General features: G+C 57.7%; 19 protein-coding genes. 14 read left to right on the top strand and 5 right to left on the bottom strand.

The window, feature by feature from the left end; genetic code table 11:
• The 3 genes from L1065_RS04120 to L1065_RS04110 are packed head-to-tail and all read right to left on the bottom strand — an operon-like array spanning position 1 to position 3,147.
• Positions 1 to 480 carry a CoxG family protein gene (locus tag L1065_RS04120; RefSeq protein ID WP_237094168.1) on the bottom strand — a complete coding sequence of 160 codons (480 nt, stop codon included), beginning with the start codon at positions 478 to 480 and terminating at the stop codon, positions 1 to 3.
• Positions 481 to 518: 38 nt separating this feature from the next.
• Entirely contained in the window at positions 519 to 1,901 is a 1,383-nt protein-coding gene (locus L1065_RS04115) for a short-chain fatty acyl-CoA regulator family protein (protein ID WP_237094167.1), read from the bottom strand.
• A 52-nt stretch (positions 1,902 to 1,953) separates the two neighbouring features.
• On the bottom strand, positions 1,954 to 3,147 hold the full coding sequence (locus L1065_RS04110) for a multidrug effflux MFS transporter (RefSeq protein ID WP_237094166.1): 1,194 nt from the start codon (positions 3,145 to 3,147) through the stop codon (positions 1,954 to 1,956).
• Between the two features lie 177 nt (positions 3,148 to 3,324).
• Between L1065_RS04110 and L1065_RS04105 the strand changes: the two genes are divergently transcribed.
• The 8 genes from L1065_RS04105 (at position 3,325) to L1065_RS04070 (ending at position 12,173) form a co-directional block, all read left to right on the top strand.
• The gene (locus tag L1065_RS04105) at positions 3,325 to 4,857 is read left to right on the top strand and encodes an acyl-CoA carboxylase subunit beta (RefSeq protein ID WP_237094165.1); all 1,533 of its coding nucleotides are present in this window, start codon (positions 3,325 to 3,327) and stop codon (positions 4,855 to 4,857) included.
• Positions 4,858 to 4,861: 4 nt separating this feature from the next.
• Positions 4,862 to 5,587, top strand: a complete 726-nt coding sequence (locus L1065_RS04100; protein WP_237094164.1) for a DUF6497 family protein — start codon at positions 4,862 to 4,864, stop codon at positions 5,585 to 5,587.
• A gap of 211 nt (positions 5,588 to 5,798) precedes the next feature.
• Positions 5,799 to 5,948: a hypothetical protein gene (locus tag L1065_RS04095; RefSeq protein ID WP_237094163.1), complete on the top strand. Its 150-nt coding sequence runs from the start codon at positions 5,799 to 5,801 to the stop codon at positions 5,946 to 5,948.
• 66 nt (positions 5,949 to 6,014) lie between these two features.
• Positions 6,015 to 6,362, top strand: a complete 348-nt coding sequence (locus L1065_RS04090) for a hypothetical protein (protein ID WP_237094162.1) — start codon at positions 6,015 to 6,017, stop codon at positions 6,360 to 6,362.
• Between the two features lie 376 nt (positions 6,363 to 6,738).
• Positions 6,739 to 6,942, top strand: a complete 204-nt coding sequence (locus L1065_RS04085) for a hypothetical protein (protein ID WP_237094161.1) — start codon at positions 6,739 to 6,741, stop codon at positions 6,940 to 6,942.
• Between the two features lie 126 nt (positions 6,943 to 7,068).
• Positions 7,069 to 9,069: an acetyl/propionyl/methylcrotonyl-CoA carboxylase subunit alpha gene (locus L1065_RS04080; protein WP_237094160.1), complete on the top strand. Its 2,001-nt coding sequence runs from the start codon at positions 7,069 to 7,071 to the stop codon at positions 9,067 to 9,069.
• Between the two features lie 4 nt (positions 9,070 to 9,073).
• Positions 9,074 to 10,606 carry a hypothetical protein gene (locus tag L1065_RS04075; RefSeq protein ID WP_237094159.1) on the top strand — a complete coding sequence of 511 codons (1,533 nt, stop codon included), beginning with the start codon at positions 9,074 to 9,076 and terminating at the stop codon, positions 10,604 to 10,606.
• 13 nt (positions 10,607 to 10,619) lie between these two features.
• Complete coding sequence (locus L1065_RS04070) at positions 10,620 to 12,173, top strand: hypothetical protein (RefSeq protein ID WP_237094158.1); 1,554 nt, start codon at positions 10,620 to 10,622, stop codon at positions 12,171 to 12,173.
• Position 12,174: 1 nt separating this feature from the next.
• Here the strand turns inward: L1065_RS04070 and L1065_RS04065 are convergent, their stop codons facing one another.
• Complete coding sequence (locus L1065_RS04065; RefSeq protein ID WP_237094157.1) at positions 12,175 to 12,642, bottom strand: DUF4174 domain-containing protein; 468 nt, start codon at positions 12,640 to 12,642, stop codon at positions 12,175 to 12,177.
• Between the two features lie 51 nt (positions 12,643 to 12,693).
• On the opposite strand from L1065_RS04065, the gene scpA reads away from it, so the two are divergent.
• Genes scpA through L1065_RS04035 form a run of 6 tightly spaced genes read left to right on the top strand, consistent with a single transcriptional unit; the run spans position 12,694 to position 18,058 of the window.
• Complete coding sequence (gene scpA / locus L1065_RS04060) at positions 12,694 to 14,835, top strand: methylmalonyl-CoA mutase (RefSeq protein WP_237094156.1); 2,142 nt, start codon at positions 12,694 to 12,696, stop codon at positions 14,833 to 14,835.
• Positions 14,835 to 15,443 carry a VOC family protein gene (locus L1065_RS04055; protein WP_237094155.1) on the top strand — a complete coding sequence of 203 codons (609 nt, stop codon included), beginning with the start codon at positions 14,835 to 14,837 and terminating at the stop codon, positions 15,441 to 15,443. Before scpA ends, L1065_RS04055 begins: the two co-directional genes overlap by 1 nt.
• Positions 15,440 to 15,925, top strand: coding sequence for a GNAT family N-acetyltransferase (locus tag L1065_RS04050; protein ID WP_237094154.1), 486 nt, complete (start codon positions 15,440 to 15,442; stop codon positions 15,923 to 15,925). The genes L1065_RS04055 and L1065_RS04050 overlap by 4 nt, the downstream gene beginning before the upstream one ends.
• A 32-nt stretch (positions 15,926 to 15,957) precedes the next feature.
• Positions 15,958 to 16,650: a molecular chaperone DjiA gene (locus tag L1065_RS04045; protein ID WP_237094153.1), complete on the top strand. Its 693-nt coding sequence runs from the start codon at positions 15,958 to 15,960 to the stop codon at positions 16,648 to 16,650.
• A gap of 7 nt (positions 16,651 to 16,657) precedes the next feature.
• Positions 16,658 to 17,662, top strand: a complete 1,005-nt coding sequence (locus L1065_RS04040) for an endonuclease/exonuclease/phosphatase family protein (protein ID WP_237094152.1) — start codon at positions 16,658 to 16,660, stop codon at positions 17,660 to 17,662.
• Positions 17,663 to 17,698: 36 nt separating this feature from the next.
• Complete coding sequence (locus tag L1065_RS04035) at positions 17,699 to 18,058, top strand: hypothetical protein (RefSeq protein WP_237094151.1); 360 nt, start codon at positions 17,699 to 17,701, stop codon at positions 18,056 to 18,058.
• On the opposite strand, the gene L1065_RS04030 is transcribed toward L1065_RS04035, so the two are convergent.
• Positions 18,055 to 19,617: a Ppx/GppA family phosphatase gene (locus tag L1065_RS04030; RefSeq protein WP_237094150.1), complete on the bottom strand. Its 1,563-nt coding sequence runs from the start codon at positions 19,615 to 19,617 to the stop codon at positions 18,055 to 18,057. The two genes, L1065_RS04035 and L1065_RS04030, sit on opposite strands and share 4 nt — an antisense overlap.
• Between the last annotated feature and the right edge of the window lie 40 nt (positions 19,618 to 19,657).

Here is a 19,657-nt window from a genome sequence, read left to right as displayed (position 1 = left end):
TCAGGCAGGCGCGGGTTCATCCTCGGCACTCTCTGCTGTGCCTTCGACCTGCGCCTGAAAATTCTCAAAAAACTGATCGGCCATCTTACGGGCAAACCCGTTGATCAGGCGGCTGCCAAGCTGCGCAATTTTACCGCCGACCTTGGCTTCGACCTCATAGGTCAGACGCGTGCCGCCATCATCGGTGTCAGCCAGCGTGACATCTGCGCCGCCCTTTGCGAAACCTGCAACGCCGCCTTTGCCCTCACCGCTGATCTTGTAGCTTTCGCCTTCAACAACATCCGACAGGGTGACGCCCCCTTTGAACGTCGCTTTTACGGGGCCGACCTTTTGTTTGACCACGGCCTCGAAACCTTCTTCGGGCGAGCCTGACAGCTCTTCACATCCCGGCACACTGGCGCGTAGCGTTTCAGCCGAGTTCAAATGCGCCCAAACCTCTGCACGCGGTGCATTGATGACGCGTTCGCCTGACATTTCCATGGGGTATCCTCCTGCTGATAGCCTAGCCGCGCGGAACCTTAGCTGTCTAGCGTATATGGCAATGTGCCGCGCGTGTTCACATCCGCCCGCAAGCGCCGCTCAAGCGGTGGGACGGACCGTTGATGACAATTTGCCCGCTCACAGATGCGACATGATACGCCAATCGGCTCAAAGGCCTGGGGCGTGTTCAAATCCAGATCATCGGCGTAAATCAAGGCATCGGCGTGTTGCACCTCGCAGCCCAAGGCGATGGCATATCGGCGCACTGGGGCATCAAATGCGCCACCTGATTTGGTGACATCACGCGCAAGGCTGATGTAGCGCACCCCGTCAGGTGTTTCGGCCAACTGCCGCAAAAACCGTCCCGGCGTTTCAAATGCGCGGTGCACATTCCAAAGCGGGCAGGCCCCACCGAAGCGTGCAAATTGCAACCGCGTCGATGAATGCCTCTTGGTGATCGTTCCCGCAGGATCCACGCGCACAAAGAAAAACGGCACACCCTTGGCGCCCGCGCGTTGCATCGTGGAAAGCCGGTGGGCGACCTGTTCTATCGACGCCCCGAAATGTGCTGCGATACGCTCAAGATCATGGCGGGTGGTTTGGGCCACCTCCAGAAATTGAGAATAGGGCATCAGCGCCGCCCCTGCGAAATAATTGGCCAAACCGATCTTTGCGATGCTGCGGGCCTCATCAGATTGGAACCGCGCCAAATCCAGCGTGGCATCAAGCAGCTTGTCTTGGGTGAGCAAAGCCAGTTGGAAAAGTGCTTGAAACCGAAAGGTGGGCAGGCTGGCGCGGGCCGAAATCGACAGGGTTTTGGACGCAGGATCATAGTGGCGCAGCGGCCCGTCTTCGGTGCGCCGAAGCTGCACGCCGACCTCGTCAAATAATTCTTGCAGCCCTTTGCCCGCTTGCACGAACCCTTCGGCCGCGCGGTCTACGGGATCAATGTAGTTGTCGCAGTAATGGAAAAAGTCGCGCACTTCCTCCCATGGGCTGACGCGCAGGGTCGATCCGTCACGTCCCAACGCTTCATCCAGAGAGGCAAGCCTGTCATGCGCCTCGCGGTACGAGCGGTGCAAATCCAAAAAGGCCTTGGCCAATCCAGGCGCGTTGGAACTGACAAGCTGCAGGTCCGCCAATGGCACGCTGTCTTTGGCAAAGACAGGGTCAGCCAGAACCTCGCGCAGGTCGGTCACCATCCGTTCGCTATCGCCAATCGACAGTTCGCGCACGTCGTAGCCAAACTCGGACGCAAGCGCCAAGACCACACCCGTCGCAAGGGGGCGATTGTTGTTTTCCATCTGGTTGAGATAGGACAGGGACACGCCCAAACGGTCCGCAAATAGCTTTTGGGTCAGACCAGCTTTGGTGCGCAATTCACGCAGCTTGACGCCCGCATAGAGTTTTTGTTGTGCCATTGGGCAAGTTTTGCAGCTTTACAGCTTTCAGGCAAGGCTTTGCAAAGCAGACTTATGCCTTCACCTGCCGGTCGCGCCGGATCGTGTAGACGATGCAACCGACCGCCGCATAGGAGGTAAGCACCATGATCCACAAAAGCGGCCAGGCACCCGTTTCGACGGTCAGCAAAGCGCCCGCCAAAGCAGACAAAGCCGCGCCGCCGCCGATCATCATGGCCCCGCCAAGGCCCGATGCAGTGCCTGCAAGGTGGGGGCGCACACTCAACATGCCTGCGGTGGCGTTCGGGATCACCATGCCGTTGCCAAGCCCCACAAAGGTCATGAACCCGAAAAAGACGAGAGCGGTTTTGAGACCTAAAGCAAAGAACAAAAGAGACAGGCTCATCCCCGTAGCGACCAGTAAAGCGCCCCAAAGCACCATGCGGTTCACACCAATGCGCACCGAATATCGGCCAGACAGGAAGTTGCCGACGAAATACCCAACAGCGGGCGAGCCAAAGTAGAGACCAACAAGCGCAGGCGACAGGCCAAAGACCTCAGACCCGACAAAAGGGGCCCCACCCAGATATGCAAAAAACGCGCCTGATGCGAAAGCCGATGTCATGCAGTATCCCCAAAACCGACGGGACGTCAGCAAGTCGGGGTAGTCTGCAAACTGGGCGCGAAAGCTGGTGGGCTGGCGTTTGGATGTTTCGCCTAAATCCCAGTAAACAAGGGCAAAAAGGAATATGCCACAGGCCAGCAACAACCAAAAATTGGCCTTCCACCCGAAAGCGCCATCCAGCACCCCACCGATGGCTGGCCCGATCATCGGCACCACGGCCATGCCCATCGTGACATAGCCAATCATCGATGCCGCTTCGTCCTGGGCATATAAATCACGCACGATCGCGCGCGATAACACCAGCCCCGCGGCAATCACGGCCTGAAAGCTACGCGCCAGCAGGAATGTCTCTGCAGTGGGCGCGATCAATGTGCCCACGGTTGCCACGCAGAACAAGGCAATCGACATCAGCAGTATCGGCCTGCGCCCAAAACGGTCAGACAGCGGCCCAAGGATGATTTGTAACAGCGCGTTAAACATCAGATAGAGCGCAACAGACAGCTGCATCACACCGTATTCCACACCGAAATGGGTGGTCATCGTTGGCAAAGACGGCAAAAAGATATTCATCGTCAGCGCCGATAGGCCAGCAAGGGCCACGAGCGTCAGGATATGTGGGGCAGAGGTGCTTGGCTGTCTCATGTGGCGGGCCTATCGCAAAGAAGGGGGAAGGCAAAGTCTCGAAGGTAGTTCGCAAGTTTGCAATTCGCAGATCATATGGTTTGCGAATTTTGCAGATACCCAAGAAATTGCTTCTGTGTCCTGCCATTGCAGCCTAAGACGGTTCCAAACGATTGCCAGCCGAAAGGGACTGCCGCCATGAAAGACATCCTGAGCGAACTCGACGACCGCCGCGCTACCGCGCGCAAAGGCGGAGGCGACAAACGCGTCGCTGCACAACACGCCAAAGGAAAACTTACGGCCCGCGAGCGTGTCGAGTTGCTATTGGATGAAGGCAGCTTTGAAGAGTTTGACATGTTCGTGGCGCACCGCTGCACCGAATTTGGCATGGAAAAGAACAAACACCCGGGCGACGGCGTCATCACAGGGTGGGGCACGATCAACGGGCGCATGGTCTATGTGTTCAGCCAGGACTTTACCGTTTTGGGCGGATCGGTGTCAGAAACCCACGCACAGAAGATTTGCAAGATCATGGACATGGCCATGCAAAACGGCGCACCTGTGATTGGCATCAACGACTCAGGCGGTGCGCGCATCCAGGAAGGCGTCGACAGTCTGGCCGCCTACGGCGAAGTGTTTCAGCGCAACATCATGGCCAGCGGCGTGGTCCCTCAGATCAGCCTGATCATGGGGCCATGCGCGGGTGGGGCGGTGTATAGCCCTGCGATGACGGACTTCATCTTTATGGTCAAAGACAGCAGCTACATGTTTGTGACAGGCCCCGATGTGGTCAAGACTGTCACCAACGAAGTGGTGACCGCAGAAGAACTGGGCGGTGCCAGCACGCACACCAAAAAGTCGTCGGTCGCGGATGCGGCGTTCGAAAATGATGTGGAGGCGCTGACCGAAGTGCGCCGTCTGGTCGATTTCCTGCCGCTCAACAATCGTGACAAATCCCCGACGCGCCCGTTTTATGATGATCCCGCCCGCATCGAAGACAGCCTTGATACACTGGTGCCTGACAACCCGAACACGCCCTACGATATGAAAGAGCTGATCACAAAGCTCGCCGACGAAGGGGACTTTTACGAAATTCAGGAAGACTTCGCCAAGAATATCGTGACAGGCTTTATCCGACTTGAGGGGCAAACCGTCGGCGTCGTTGCAAACCAGCCAATGGTGCTTGCAGGCGTTCTGGATATCGACAGCAGCCGTAAGGCGGCCCGTTTTGTGCGTTTCTGCGACGCGTTTGAAATTCCGATCCTGACCTTGATTGATGTGCCGGGCTTCCTCCCGGGAACAACTCAGGAATATGGCGGTGTGATCAAGCATGGTGCAAAACTTCTGTTTGCTTACGGCGAAGCGACTGTTCCAAAAGTCACGCTGATCACGCGCAAAGCATATGGGGGGGCCTATGTCGTGATGTCGTCCAAGCATCTGCGCGGTGATTTCAACTACGCGTGGCCCACCGCAGAAGTCGCGGTGATGGGCGCGAAAGGCGCTGTCGAAATTCTACACCGCGCCGATCTGGGGGATGCCGATAAAATCGCAGCCCACACTGCCGAATACGAAGACCGCTTCGCCAATCCCTTTGTCGCGGCGGAACGTGGTTTTGTGGACGAGGTCATCATGCCCCATTCGACGCGCAAACGCATCTGTCGCGCCTTCGCAAGCCTGCGCAACAAAAAGCTAGAAACGCCGTGGAAAAAGCACGACAACATCCCGCTTTGATCTGATGCGCAAAAAAGGCTGGCATATCACACGCGATGGCGCGCAGGTGACCCTGCGCCGCCCCGCCAATACGTCCCAGACTTGGGATGTGGCGGCGCAGGCGCATCTGCCCATGGGCACGCGTGGCGTGGGGCGTGCGCGGCTTGCCCATCTGATCCGCCAAGATGTCTGGCGCGCCCTGCAATCGCTGCGCGGGTTTTCCCCGATGGTGCAGGTGCAACGCGATGCGGATGGCTATGCCGTTCGGGCGGGAGGGTCGGTTCAGGGGGCTGTGCCATCGACGGCACAGGCAACGGTGCAATCGGTGCTTGGCAATCCGTCAAATATCAAACGGTGGGTCGGTGCGTTGGCGCTTTGTGTGGTAACCAGCACAGCTCAGTTGGCCGATGCAGCAAGCGCCGATCCGGGTGATCTGGCCCTGCCATCTGGCCAGAACGTGAGCCTGCAAGAGGTGCTGACCTCTGACACCGAGGTCAGGTTTCGCTTCGTCGCGCCCGACATCTCGCGCGACACAGGCTATCTGACCTACGCCGATGTCGAGCTGGATTTTCAAAGCCTTTGCGAGGAATTTGCCCTGCCGTGGTTGAAAGAACGTGACGCGAATGCCGGAATCGTGGTGATTTCGATGGCCGATCAGGAAACGGAATTTGGGAAGGTAAATACGCAGGTCACCCAGTTTTTCGAGGCATTTCGGCAGGAAAACGACCGCTGCATATGGGAGCAATTCTAATGCATATACAATATGTTGCGGGGCAAAGTTCATCTCGGCGGAAAATTGCGGCTTTTCGACCACAACCGCGTCAGGCGTCGCTGATTTCGTATCTTTTTGGCGCAATAAAACGTATGGTCGCCATGGAACCAAATACTTTGGTCCAAGTTGAGACACACAAGCACGGCAGTTTCGCTGACCGTGCATTCAGGATAGTGACTAGGAGAGCATCATGCCCAATTCCATCAAACTTATTGCCGTTCTTGGCCTCACAGCATTGCTGGCCGCATGTGGCGGTGGCAACAGCGAGCCAGAAGAATTCGTGGTTGTTGACCCAGAGCCCATCAGCGCTGAGCCAACATTCACTGGTAAATACAAATAAGCCAGTTTCGGGGGCGGCGGTTGCGCCGCTCCCATCCCGCTCCCTCCAATGCATTGGGGGTCGAGCATGCTAAAACACCGCGGATTTCCTGGCCGCCTTCCAGGAACAGACTTTCAATTTGTCATTCGCCGCCCGTCCAAAACAGGGCCAACCAAACTTGTCTCGCGCGAGCGGTTCAAAGATCGCCGTCCGGCCGACCGACGCGCCGACGAAGGGTTCATTCGTGCACTTTGGGAACAATTTGGTGACCAGCCTTTTGAACGCGGCAACCTTGATGCGGGACGGCTGAGCTGGTTTTTTGGCCGCGAGGTCGTGCCAGCCGAAGATCCCTTTGATCCCGAAAGCTATGATGCGCTTTTGGTGATTGATGTAAACCGTGCCCGCGCCGCCTTTCCCGATGTGATAGGTGACTGATGGGCAAATTTTGGCCGATACCGTCACAACTTGCGCGAGAACATGCGCAAAATTCAGACCTGTCTGAACGGCGCTTTTCTGTGGGTGAGAACCTTGTTCAACATAGCGGATGGGCGGCTTGGTCCCAACACGAAGGCCGCCTGGGTTTGGTAATTCCACACCCGTCCCCAACGGTTTGGCTTGGTGTGCTTCTGCTGCGCATCAAGCCAAGCTTCCTTGGTGCAAGCCCCTGTCAGATAAGCGAAAAATGGACAACTGCCGCTGAAAATGCGTGGCAAATTGCCTGTTTGCGCCCAAGCCAAGCTGCCGTGTTTTCAAACCTGCAGAACACCGTCTTTCTGGGTGACAAACGTCACCAAAGCAGAAAGGCACTGCAATGCACCTTCTTGGAAAGAAACCGGTCCTCCTTATTCCAGTCCTTCTGGCGCTTGCCGCTTGCGGCGAGACCGATCTTGAACGGGGCGTTACCGGCGCAGCCGCGGGCGCAGTCACGGCCAAGGCCGTTGATGGCGATGTCTTGCTTGGCACAGCCATTGGCGCGGCTGCTGGCGTGCTGTCGGACGATCTCGGTCTCAATTAACCACCGTTTAACCAGCGTACGCTGCGCTGATACAAAATTAACCTTACCTCTGCCAACTTACCCCAAGACGCGACTCTCGCGCCTTGGGTTTTTTGCGTCTGTGACGACGACTTGAAAGGACGAAACATGTTCAAAAAGATCCTGATTGCCAATCGAGGCGAAATTGCCTGCCGCGTCATCAAGACAGCCCGCAAAATGGGTATCCAGACCGTTGCGATTTATTCCGACGCTGACCGCAATGCCTTGCATGTCAAAATGGCGGATGAGGCGGTTCACATCGGCCCGTCCCCTGCAAACCAGTCCTATATCGTGATTGACAAAGTGATGGACGCCATCCGCCAGACAGGTGCCGAAGCGGTCCACCCCGGGTATGGTTTTTTAAGTGAAAACAAGCTCTTTGCCGAAGCATTGGCCAAAGAAGGGGTTGCCTTCATCGGCCCACCCGCGGGCGCGATTGAGGCGATGGGCGACAAGATCACCTCCAAAAAACTTGCGCAAGAAGCAGGTGTCTCAACGGTTCCTGGCTATATGGGCCTGATCGAGGATGCGGATGATGCCGTCAAAATCTCGAACCAAGTGGGCTATCCGGTGATGATCAAAGCCTCCGCTGGTGGTGGCGGCAAAGGCATGCGGATCGCCTGGAACGACGAAGAGGCGCGTGAAGGATTTCAGTCGTCCAAGAACGAGGCGGCCAACAGTTTCGGGGATGATCGTATCTTCATCGAAAAATTCGTCACACAGCCGCGCCACATCGAAATTCAGGTTCTGGCCGACAGCCATGGCAACACGATTTATCTGGGCGAGCGCGAGTGTTCGATCCAGCGCCGCAACCAAAAGGTCATCGAAGAAGCCCCGTCGCCATTCCTTGATGAAGCAACCCGCAAGGCGATGGGCGAACAATCCTGCGCACTGGCCGCCGCTGTGGATTACGCTTCGGCAGGAACGGTCGAATTCATCGTGGATGGGGACCGCAACTTCTATTTTCTTGAGATGAACACCCGCCTTCAGGTGGAACACCCCGTGACCGAGCTGATTACAGGCGTCGATCTGGTCGAGCAGATGATCCGCGTGGCCTACGGCGAAAAGCTGTCGATCACGCAAGACGACATCAAGCTGAACGGATGGGCCATGGAAAGCCGTCTGTATGCCGAAGACCCTTATCGTAATTTCCTGCCGTCAATCGGGCGTCTGCAACGCTACCGCCCCCCCGCAGAACTGGCCGAAGACACCCGCGTCGTGCGGAACGATACAGGCGTTTATGAGGGCGGCGAGATCAGCATGTATTACGACCCGATGATCGCCAAGCTTTGCACATGGGGGCCTGACCGCGCCACGGCGATTGAGCATATGCGCAACGCGCTGGACGGTTTTGAACTGGAAGGGATCGGACATAACCTGCCTTTCCTCGCCGCCGTCTATGACCACGAGAAATTCACCAGCGGCAACATCACAACCGCTTTCATCGAAGAAGAATATCCCGAAGGTTTCGAAGGGGTTACGCTGTCCGATGATAACGTCAAACGCCTGGCCGCGGCCGCGGCTGCGATGTACCGCGTGGCCGAAATCCGGCGCACCCGGGTGTCGGGGCGTATGGACAACCACGAGCGCGTCGTGGGCGCCGATTGGGTCGTCATGGCACAAGGGCATGACTTGCACGTCAGCATTGCGGCCGATCAATCGGGCGCGACAGTGACCTTTGCGGACGGCACGTCCCACCGCATCGAAAGCGATTGGACACCGGGCGACAAACTCGCAGAAGTGCATGTCGACGCAGAGGCCATGCTGATCAAGATCGGTAAGGTCACATCGGGGTTCCGCATGCGCTGGCGTGGCGCGGATGTCGCCCTCAAGGTCTATACACCCAAGCAAGCTGAAATGGCGCGTCTGATGCCTGAGAAAGTGGCGCCCGACACATCCAAAATGCTTCTGTGCCCCATGCCCGGCATGATCGTGAAGGTCGATGTCCAAGTGGGCGACGAGGTGCAGGAAGGCCAAGCCCTTTGCACGGTTGAGGCGATGAAAATGGAAAACATTCTTCGCGCCGAAAAGACCACCAAAGTGACAAAAATCAACGCCGCTGCAGGTGATAATCTGGCGGTGGACGATGTGATCATGGAGTTCGAATGATCCGATGAACGAAACGCCTGCTGCCCCCACAACACCAGCCTCGCTGGTTGTTCTTTGCGCTTTGGTTCCTGCTTTGGGGGCTTGGCTGGTGCTGATCATCTGGTCGTTTGTCAGGGCAGGTGGGTTGTTCGAATACCCCCTTGATGATGTCTACATCCACCTTGCGATGGCCGAGCAAATTCGCGCAGGCGGGTATGGTGTGAACGCGGGCGAATACACCAGCGCAGCCTCTTCGCCCATATACCCCTTCTTATTGGCACCTTTGACGGGCGGCGATTTTGCGCGGATGGTGCCTTTTGCGGTGAACCTGATTGCGCTTGTGGCGAACCTTTTGGTGTGGGCGCGGATCGTGATCAAAGCGCTGGAAGATGACGTAGCGCCCAGATGGGTCATGCTGGCTTTGGCCGCGGCGATGCCTTTGGCGCTGAACTTTGCAGGGCTGGCTTTCAACGGGATGGAACACGGGCTACACGTGTTTGCCGTTTTGCTGATTGTCGCGGGGCTCCAAACGCTAGTGCGCTCGGACCGCATCAGCGCTCTTTTGGTGATCGGCATCGCGCTTTCGCCGCTGGTGCGATTGGAAGGCGTGGCGCTATCGCTTGCGGCGGCTGGTGTGGTGTTTGTGGCAGGGCGTCGGGGTCTGGGACTTGGGCTGGCGGTGTTGGCCGTGGGGCCCGTGGCAGGGTTTATGTATTGGCTGACCACCCTTGGTCTAAGCCCGCTGCCCAATTCGGTCATGGCGAAATTGGGCGATGGTGCAGGCGGGCATGCAGGCTTTGTTCAGGGGCTTGCCGACAGTTTCGTGACCAATACCTCCAAAACGGGCGGCTTGGCGCTTCTTGGGTTCAGTATCCTCGCAATCCTTGGTGCGTCTGTCCAAAATGATCTGCGCAAATGGGTGCTTTTGGCGGTGGGGGCTGCGGCCTTTGCCCATTTGATGGCAGGACAAATCGGCTGGATGGACCGCTATGAGATTTATGCGCTTGTCATGGTGATCGCGGCCGTTGCGTTTGCCAGGCGCCTTGCGTTGCCTGCACTGGTCGCTGTCGTTGCGGCGGGGGTCTACTATGTGCCGCAAATCTATGCCTATCACTACAACCCTCGTGCCATTCATTTGCAGCATTCACAGATGGCGCGGTTCGCGCAGACTTTCGCAAATGTCCCTGTAGCGGTGAACGATCTGGGCCGCGTTGCATGGCGCAATCCCAATTATGTGCTCGACCTGTGGGGGCTTGCCAATGACGAGGCGCGCGCCTTGCGTCTTGGCGACACACCAAACGGGTGGGCAGGGCGTCTGGCGGATGAACGCGGTGTGAAGCTGGCGATGATTTACGACAACTGGCTGGACGAGGCCGTGCCCGAAGGATGGGTGCGCCTTGGCACCTTGCGGATGCTGCGCCCTGCGGGGTTCCTGGGATCGGATAAGGTGGCCTTCTACGCCACGGATCCCGCAGCCACCGAACAGCTGCGCGAGGCGATTGCCCTGTTCCAAACCGTGCTGCCAGAAGACGCGGTGTTCGAGGAGGCCGTGCAATGATGGTCGTGCGTGGGTGCCTTTTGTGACTGTGCCAGCCGCACATATGGACATGCAGCCCCGATTGGCGCAGGCGCGGCTTTGGGCTGCGACCCCTGTGGCCTTGGCCTATATGGCGCTTATCGGGTTGGCATACGTCCAAGCGGGCGTTTTTGAGTATCCATTGGACGACACCTACATTCACCTGTCGATGGCCGAACAAATCGCGGCAGGCGGGTATGGGGTAAATGCGGGCGATCCTGCCTCTGCGGCCTCGTCGCCGCTCTACCCCTTTCTTCTGGCACCTTTCGCGACGGTCGAGGCGGGACGATATATTCCGGCCTTGATCGCCGTTCTGTCGTTGGCAGGCAGCGTGCTGCTTTGGGCAGCTATCTGTGCACGTGCGGGCGATCATCACGGCATGGCGCGCTGGCAGGTCCTTGCTTTTGCAGCACTTGTCCCCTTTGGATTGAACTTTGCAGGCATTGCCATGATCGGGATGGAGCACGGGTTGCACGTGCTTGCGGTCCTTATGATCCTGCGCGGCGCACAGGATTTCTGCTATGACGGGCGTGTGTCGGGCTGGCTCTATGCAGGTGTTGCCCTTGGTCCCATGATCCGCCTGGAGGGGCTGGCATTGTCCCTTTTTGTGGCACTTGTCGTCGTCTTTTACCATAAGCGTGCGGGTGCTGTGCTGTTGGGCCTTGCCCTGACCCCCGCGATCCTCTTCGCAGGGTTCCTTGTCTCAAAAGGATTGGAGCCTTTGCCAAGCTCGGTGACGACCAAACTGGTTGGCAATGCAAATATCAGTGCGGATGCAGCTCTTTGGGTGCGTATTGCAGGAAATATGATGGCCAATGTTGGCAAGGGCGGGGGCATCGCGCTCGCGCTGTTGCTTGGCGTTTTGTTGGTGGGTCGCAAACTGCCTGATCCCAAAGCGACCTTGATCCTTGGTGCCTTTGCTTTGGCGGGCGTGGCACATTTGATGCTTGGGCGCATCGGCTGGATGGACCGTTACGAGATTTACATCCTCGTGGCCTTGGCAGGGGCTGCGGTCATGCTGGCGCGCAATTTGACAGGGCTTTTGATCGCCCTTGTGATTTGCACGCTCTTTTATGCCAAACAGCAATCGGAGTATCCGCCCTATCCACGGTCAATCTACCTGCAACAGGCGCAAATGGCTGATTTTGTGCAGAACTATGCGCAGGTGCCTGTAGCCGTGAATGACCTCGGGCGCGTTGCTTGGCGCAACCCGAACTACGTTCTGGACCTTTGGGGGCTCGCGTCATCCGAGGCGCGGTTGATCCGCCTGTCCAACCCTGAACGCGGCTGGATGACACCTTTGGTTGCACGCCACAACGTCGAATTGGCTTTGCTTTATGGAAACTGGTTTGTGGGCGAGCTGCCGGACACGTGGATCGCGCTTGGGATGCTCAAACACGTCAATCCTTCCGATATCTTGGGCGGCGATGTGGTGACCTTTTATGCGACTTCGCCTGCTGCCCGTGACACGCATCAAGACGCGCTGATATCTTGGGCTGCGAACCTGCCAGAGGGTGCGATCTTCGAGATGAAGGAGACGGCCCAGTGAGTTATTGCCGCCCCAGACTGTCTTTGATCTCTTGCTTGCGCAGTGGCATTTTGTCGATTGTGCGGGTCAATTCACGCACGTCCCACGGGAAGGGTTTGCGCAGTTTCACCCCGCCATCTTTGCCGATCAAAGCCAGCATGAACCCGCGCGGCCGCAACTTGGTGCGCAGCAGAGATTGCGCATCTGGGTCCGTATCCACCATGATCACGACATCGCGGGCCGCCAGATCATCCAGCCGCGCGTTCAGCAAATCCATCTGTTGGATGAAGCGCGGATCATTGGGCGTATCTGCAAAGACCACAATGGGACGGGCGATCCATTTGAAGTCATCCAGTGTGACCTCATCGGTTGCCAGAACGACAGCGCGATCCGCGCGCCATTCCTCTAACGGGGTGAGAACAGTGTCAGCTTTGGCGGCTGAAAAACTCAACATCAGCGCAGTCAGCGCGAGGGGCAAAAAACGTTTCATGCCCAATGATATAATCACCATTTTGCCGATGGACAGACCAGGAGGCGTCAGATGACAAAAAAGACCGAAGATAAAGCGCAATGGAAGGCTTTGGCCGAAAAGGAATTGCGCGGGCGACCCCTTGAGGACCTGACATGGCAAACGCCCGAAGGCATTGCCGTGCAGCCTGTCTATACCAGCGATGATGCTGCGGGTTTGGACCATATGGGCGGCATGCCGGGCACCGCGCCTTTCACACGCGGTCCGCGCGCCACAATGTATACGGGCCGCCCCTGGACCATCCGCCAATACGCAGGGTTTTCCACCGCTGAGGAAAGCAACGCCTTTTACCGCAAAGCGCTTGATGCCGGCCAACAGGGTGTATCCGTTGCCTTCGATCTGGCCACGCACCGCGGCTACGACAGTGACCACGAACGCGTCGAAGGGGACGTGGGCAAGGCAGGCGTGGCCATCGACAGTGTCGAGGATATGAAGATCCTGTTTGACGGCATCCCGCTTGATAAAATCTCGGTGTCGATGACGATGAACGGCGCTGTCATCCCCGTTCTGGCGAGCTTTATCGTGGCGGGTCAGGAACAGGGCGTGCCCACAGAACAGCTGTCTGGCACGATCCAGAACGACATCCTCAAGGAATTTATGGTGCGCAACACCTACATCTATCCGCCCGAGCCAAGCATGCGGATTGTGGCTGATATCATCGCTTATACGGCGTCGGATATGCCCAAGTTCAACTCGATCTCGATCAGCGGCTATCACATGCAAGAGGCGGGCGCGAACCTTGTGCAGGAACTTGCGTTCACCCTTGCAGATGGCCGTGAATATGTGCGCACAGCGATTGCCAACGGGATGGACGTTGATGCATTTGCGGGGCGTCTGTCGTTCTTCTTTGCGATCGGCATGAACTTTTTCATGGAGGCCGCCAAATTGCGCGCCGCGCGGTTCCTCTGGCACAAGATCATGGAAGAGTTTGAGCCCAAGAAGCCCGGCTCTCTCATGTTGCGCACGCACTGCCAAACCAGCGGCGTGTCCTTGCAGGAACAAGACCCCTACAACAACATCGTGCGCACCGCCTATGAGGCGATGTCAGCGGTGCTTGGCGGCACGCAATCGCTGCACACCAACTCGTTTGATGAGGCCATCGCACTGCCCACCGAATTCAGTGCCCGTATCGCACGCAACACGCAGCTGATTTTGCAAAACGAAACAGGTGTCACGAACGTCGTCGATCCACTAGCGGGCAGCTACTATGTTGAAAAGCTGACCAGCGACTTGTGCGAAGAGGCATGGAAACTGATCGAAGAGGTCGAAGAGATGGGCGGCATGACCAAAGCCGTTGCCTCTGGCATGCCCAAGCTGCGCATCGAAGAAGCCGCCGCGCGCCGTCAGGCCGCTGTGGACCGCGGCGACGAGGTGATCGTGGGCGTCAACAAGTTCCGCCTTGAGACCGAGGACGAGATCGACGTGCGCGACATTGACAACGCGTCTGTGCGCGAAAGCCAGATCGCACGTCTGAACCAGATCAAATCCAGCCGCAATCAGGCGGATGTGGACCATACCCTTCATGCTTTGACCGAAGCGGCGCAAAGTGGCGAAGGCAACCTTTTGGCATTGGCGGTCGAAGCCGCCCGCGCCCGTGCAACAGTCGGAGAAATCAGCATGGCGATGGAAAAAGCATTCGGACGTCACCGTGCCGAGGTCAAAACGCTAGCAGGTGTCTACGGTGCCGCCTACGAAGGGGACGAAGGCTTTGCCGCCATCCAGAAATCGGTCGATGATTTCGCCGAAGCCGAAGGCCGCCGCCCGCGCATGCTGGTGGTCAAAATGGGTCAGGACGGGCACGACCGCGGTGCCAAGGTGATTGCGACCGCTTTTGCTGACATCGGATTTGACGTCGATGTGGGGCCGCTGTTCCAAACCCCTGACGAGGCGGCGCAAGATGCCATCGACAATGATGTGCACGTCATCGGTATCAGCTCGCAGGCGGCGGGCCACAAGACCCTTGCGCCCAAATTGATCGAGGCGTTGAAGGCCGCGGATGCCGAGGACATCATCGTGATTTGCGGCGGCGTTATCCCGCAGCAGGATTACCAGTTCCTTTATGATGCGGGCGTCAAAGCGATCTTCGGGCCAGGCACAAACATCCCTGATGCCGCAGAAGACATCCTGAAAATCATCCGCGAGACACGGGGCTGATGCTGGCGCTGGATCATATTGCGGTGGCTTGTGATCCTCTGGAAGAGGGACGCATATGGGCCGAGCGGCATCTGGGAGGAGCGCTCGGCCCGCGGGGGGAGCATGACCACTTTGCGACCCATAACCATCTGATGGGATTGGGAGATTTGTATTTCGAGGTGATCGCCACGGACCCCGATGCAACGCCCAAGCAAAGCCCGCGCTGGTTTGACATCGACAATTTCAGCGGGCCGCCGCGTCTGACAAACTGGATCGTGCGCACCGATGATATTGACGCGGCGCTTGCGCGGCTTGGACCTGCGTACGGCGCCCCAGTTATGCTGGAGCGCGGTGACTTCCGTTGGCAGATGGCGGTGCCGTCTGACGGAAAGCTGCCCTTTGACAACTGCGCGCCAGCGATCATCAAGTGGCATGGGGATTTACACCCCGCGCCGCTGCTCGCCGATCAGGGGCATCGGTTGAAATCGCTGACAATTGTGCATCCAGAATGTGCGGAATTGGAGCGTGCGCTTGGGCCTTTGATGTCTGATGACCGCGTACGCTTTGCCACGGGTGAGGCTGCGTTGCAGGCTGTGATCGATACGCCAAACGGTCCGGTCACCCTATGATCCGCAAGGCCGAGCTGCGTGATGCGCAAGTGATCACCGACCTTTGGAACTGGTGTATCCGCGAGACAACCATCACCTTTACCAGCACCCCCAAACCCCTTGCGCAAATCAGCGAGTGGATCGAAACACGGCACACAAATGGCCATCATTTTCTGGTGCATGAGGCCGACGGAGCCGTGGACGGATTTGTGACCAGCTTCCCGTTTCGCGGTGGCGATGGCTATGCACGGGTGATCGAACATTCCGTTCTGTTGGCCAAGCCTGCTTGGGGCAAAGGTGTGGGGCGTGCATTGATGGAGGCGTTGTGCACGCGCGCCAAAGCCGATGGCATCCATTCGATTATGGCAGGGGTCAGCGGGGATAACCCCGCAGGCATGAATTTCCATGCGTCTTGCGGCTTTGAGGAGGTCGCGCGGCTGCGCGAGGTTGGCCACAAATTCGATCGCTGGTTCGATCTGGTCTTGATGCAAAAGTTCCTCTGACAATCCCAACTAAACCCGTTAGTATAGCGGCCATGTCGATCTGGTCCCGCATTGCTGACGCGCTATCCACTCTTGCCAAAGGCGAGGGTCTTTCGGCTGTGTTCGAACAATTGCGCACGCCGCCAGAACGCTCGGTCGCCTTTACGATTGCGGTGATCGCACTTGGGGCCAAGATGGCCAAGGCCGATGGATTGGTCACCCGTGATGAGGTGACGGCCTTCCGCGAGGTATTTCATATCGCGCAAGAAGATGAAGCCCAGGCCGCACGTGTCTTTGATATGGCGCGCACCGATGTTGCAGGGTTTGAGGAATACGCCAAACGCATCGCAGGGATGTTCGGGCGCGACACCAGCACCATTTGCGACCTGATGGAGGGGCTGTTCCACATCGCACTGGCCGATGGGGTTTATCACCCCAATGAGGATAAGTTTCTGACGCGCGTCGCTGATATCCTCGAAATGCCAGAGGCGAATTTCAAAAGGCTGCGCGCGCGTTTCGTGCCCGATGCAGACCGTGATCCCTACGATGTCTTGGGCGTGTCGCCCGATGCCGCTATGGACCAGATCCGCGCGGCTTGGCGGCAATTGGTGCGCGACACCCACCCCGATCGCATGGCCGCCCGCGGCGTGCCGGAAGAGGCGATCAAGATGGCTGAAAAGCGTCTGATTGCTGTCAACCGCGCGTGGGAAGAGATCAGCGAACGCCGCAGCCAGACCGCCAGCTGACAACGGGATGCGGATCGCCACCTACAACATCGAATGGTTCAACGCGCTTTTTGCCGATGATGGCAGTTTGCACAACGATGGCGATTGGTCGGCGCGGTGGAACGTCACGCGCGCGCAGCAGACCCAAAGCCTTGCCCGTGTGTTTCAGGCGTTGGATGCGGATGCGATTATGATTGTTGAAGCGCCCGATGCATCGCGCCGCCGTGACAGTGTCTTTGCGCTGGAAGGCTTTGCGCGTCATGCAGGCATTCGCGCGCGGCGGGCGCTTACGGGATTTGAAAACGACACACAGCAAGAGATTGCGCTGCTTTACGATCCCGATATCGTGGCGGTTCAACACGCGCCTTTGGAAAGCGCAGATGCCCCGCGATTTGACCAGAGCCTTTTGATCGACCTTGATATTGATGCAAAGGCCGATGAGGTGACGTTTTCCAAACCACCGCTCGAAGTGGCTCTGCAGGCGAAAGCCACGGGCGCACTTTGGCGGATGATCGGCGTCCACGTGAAATCAAAGGCGCCGCATGGGGCGCGTGATGCAGCCGAAGCGTTGCAGCGACAGGTCGCCAACCGTCGCAAGCAACTGGCTCAGTGCATCTGGATAAGACGCCGTGTGGATCACCTTGTGACGATGGGGGAAGATGTGATTGTTCTGGGCGATTTCAACGATGGCCCGGGGCTGGACAAATTCGAGGCTTTGTTCGGCAGATCGGGCGTTGAAATCGTGTTGGGGCAGGGGACGGGCGCCCTTTTTGATCCGCATGCTGCGATGGTTTTGGGCCAAAGAATTGGCGTGCAACCGACGACATCGCGCTTTTATTTGCGCGAACAGGAGCGATATTTTCAGGCGCTTCTGGACTACATCATGGTCAGTGATGGCATACGGCAACGTGGCGCGAAATGGCGTATCATGCACCCGCTGGATGACCCTGCATGCTGGCAGGATAAAACACTGTCGGATGCGCTTTTGACGGCCTCTGACCATTTTCCTGTTTTGCTGGATGTTGCGCTCTGACCTTTAAAAAACGGGTTGGCAAATTATGTAAGGGGGATGAAACACCGTGCTTTTGCCCTCGCCTTTGTCTTTTCTTTCGTCGTCGCCCCCGCCTTTGCCCAAGAGGAGGACACGGGAAAAACGCTGATGGAACGCGGCATCGAGATGTTCTTTGAAGGCTTCATGAAAGAGGTGGAGCCGCTGACCGAAGATCTTAAGCAATTTGCCGAAGACATGGAGCCGAACCTGCAGGCCTTGGCCGAACGCATGGGCCCTGCGCTGCAGCAACTGTCCGACAAGATCGATGACATGAACAACTATGAAGCGCCCGAAGTTATGCCGAACGGGGATATTATCATTCGGCGCAAGCCTGATGCGCCAGAACGCGTGAGCCCAGAAGGTGAAGTCGAGATTTAGGCTTTGGTGAAGCGCACGTGCGGTGTTGCACCCAAGCTATCGCAAAGCGAACGGAAGCGCGCATCAGCCACCTCGCCATAAAGCCGTTGGGCTTCGGGGCGCAAAAGCAGGTGGAGTTCTTTTTTCTTGGGCCGCCACTTCAACTCTCCCAGGGCTTCGGTCGTTTCCATCCAAAGCATCGCCCCAAACCGCAGTGCCTTGCCCAAAACCTCGGCTTGTTTCTGATCAACCTCTGGCAGCAATTCGGACAATTGATCAAATCGCGTGCCTTCGGCTTTGTTGCGGTAGCGGTGCAAAAGGGCCAGTCCCAGATACACCCTTTCGCCATGTTTCAATCCACCAAGGTTGGCGCGTGTAGCGGTATCAAAACAGACCTCTGCACGGTAATCGGGATGGGCACGCCAGCTGACATCATGCAGCAAGCAGGCGGCTTTCACCAAACGCATTCGGTGCTCTGGCAAGGCTTTGAACAGCGGTTTGATGAAGGTGTAAAGCGTGCGCCCCGAGCCGGGCAAACGTGCGTCTTTGTCTTCTGCAAAGCGGCACGCCTCAATCAGCGGATCGCGGGTGCGCAACCGTTCGGGCATCTGCTCATACAGCATGCCTTCGCGGATGCCATAACTTGAAATGGCAATATCTTTGGTCTTGAACTGACGGATGAGCGCCTTGAGCACCTCGGACGCCAAAGGCACCAACGCCATACGGCTTCCCGAGATGCCGCAGCGTGCGCGCAAATCTTCCAGATCGCTGTCGGCGATATATTTGACGGTGGCGCTAATCTGTTTTGGGGTCATGCGGTATTCATGCAGCACATGCAGCGGATAGCCACGCCGTTCCATATCGATGCGGGCAATCGCGCGCCATGACCCACCCACAAGAAATAACCGATCATTCTGGTCGCCCATCTTGGCGTGCAGTTTGTCCATCACCTCGTTGATATGGGCCTTACGCCCCTTTTTGCCGCCTTTGATATCCCGCAGCTTGAGCGGCCCGAGCGGGGAGGTCACACGCTTGCCGACGCGTCCATCGCGCACCTCGGCCAATTCCATTGAGGCGCCACCGATGTCACAGACCAGACCGTAGGACTTGGGCCAGCCCAGAAGCACGCCTTGCGCAGAAAGACGCGCCTCTTCCTTGCCGTCGATCACCCAAAGCTTCAGGCCTGTTTTCTGTTCGACCTCGGCACGAAAATCGGGGCCGTCGCTGGCTTCGCGCACAGCGGCGGTCGCAACGGTTGTCAGCGGCCCGATCCCAAGACCTTCGGCCAGCGCCACAAAGCGCGTGATTGCAGCGACAGCACGGATGCGGCCTTCGGGGTTCAATTTGCCAGTTTCCGACAGACCAGCGCCCAGACCACACATCAGTTTTTCATTGTAGAAATACGCAGGGCTTCGCGCTGCCCCGTCAAATATCACCAAACGGACAGAGTTTGATCCGACATCAATCACACCAACCCGAGACAAAGCCCGCGCAGACGCGTCCTTGAACAACGGACGCCCGAACGGACCCCAATCGGTTTGCTCGTCGCTTGCGGCGGTCTGATCGGTCTGTCCGTCCATGAGATCTCCCAAATCTCAGATGTGTAACGTATGCCTGATT

It is taken from the genome of Nereida sp. MMG025, assembly GCF_021654165.1.
In the GTDB taxonomy this organism is placed as follows: Bacteria; Pseudomonadota; Alphaproteobacteria; order Rhodobacterales; family Rhodobacteraceae; genus Nereida.
Note: the sequence above shows the minus strand (reverse complement) of the source record. Positions and strands in the feature narration are given on the sequence as shown.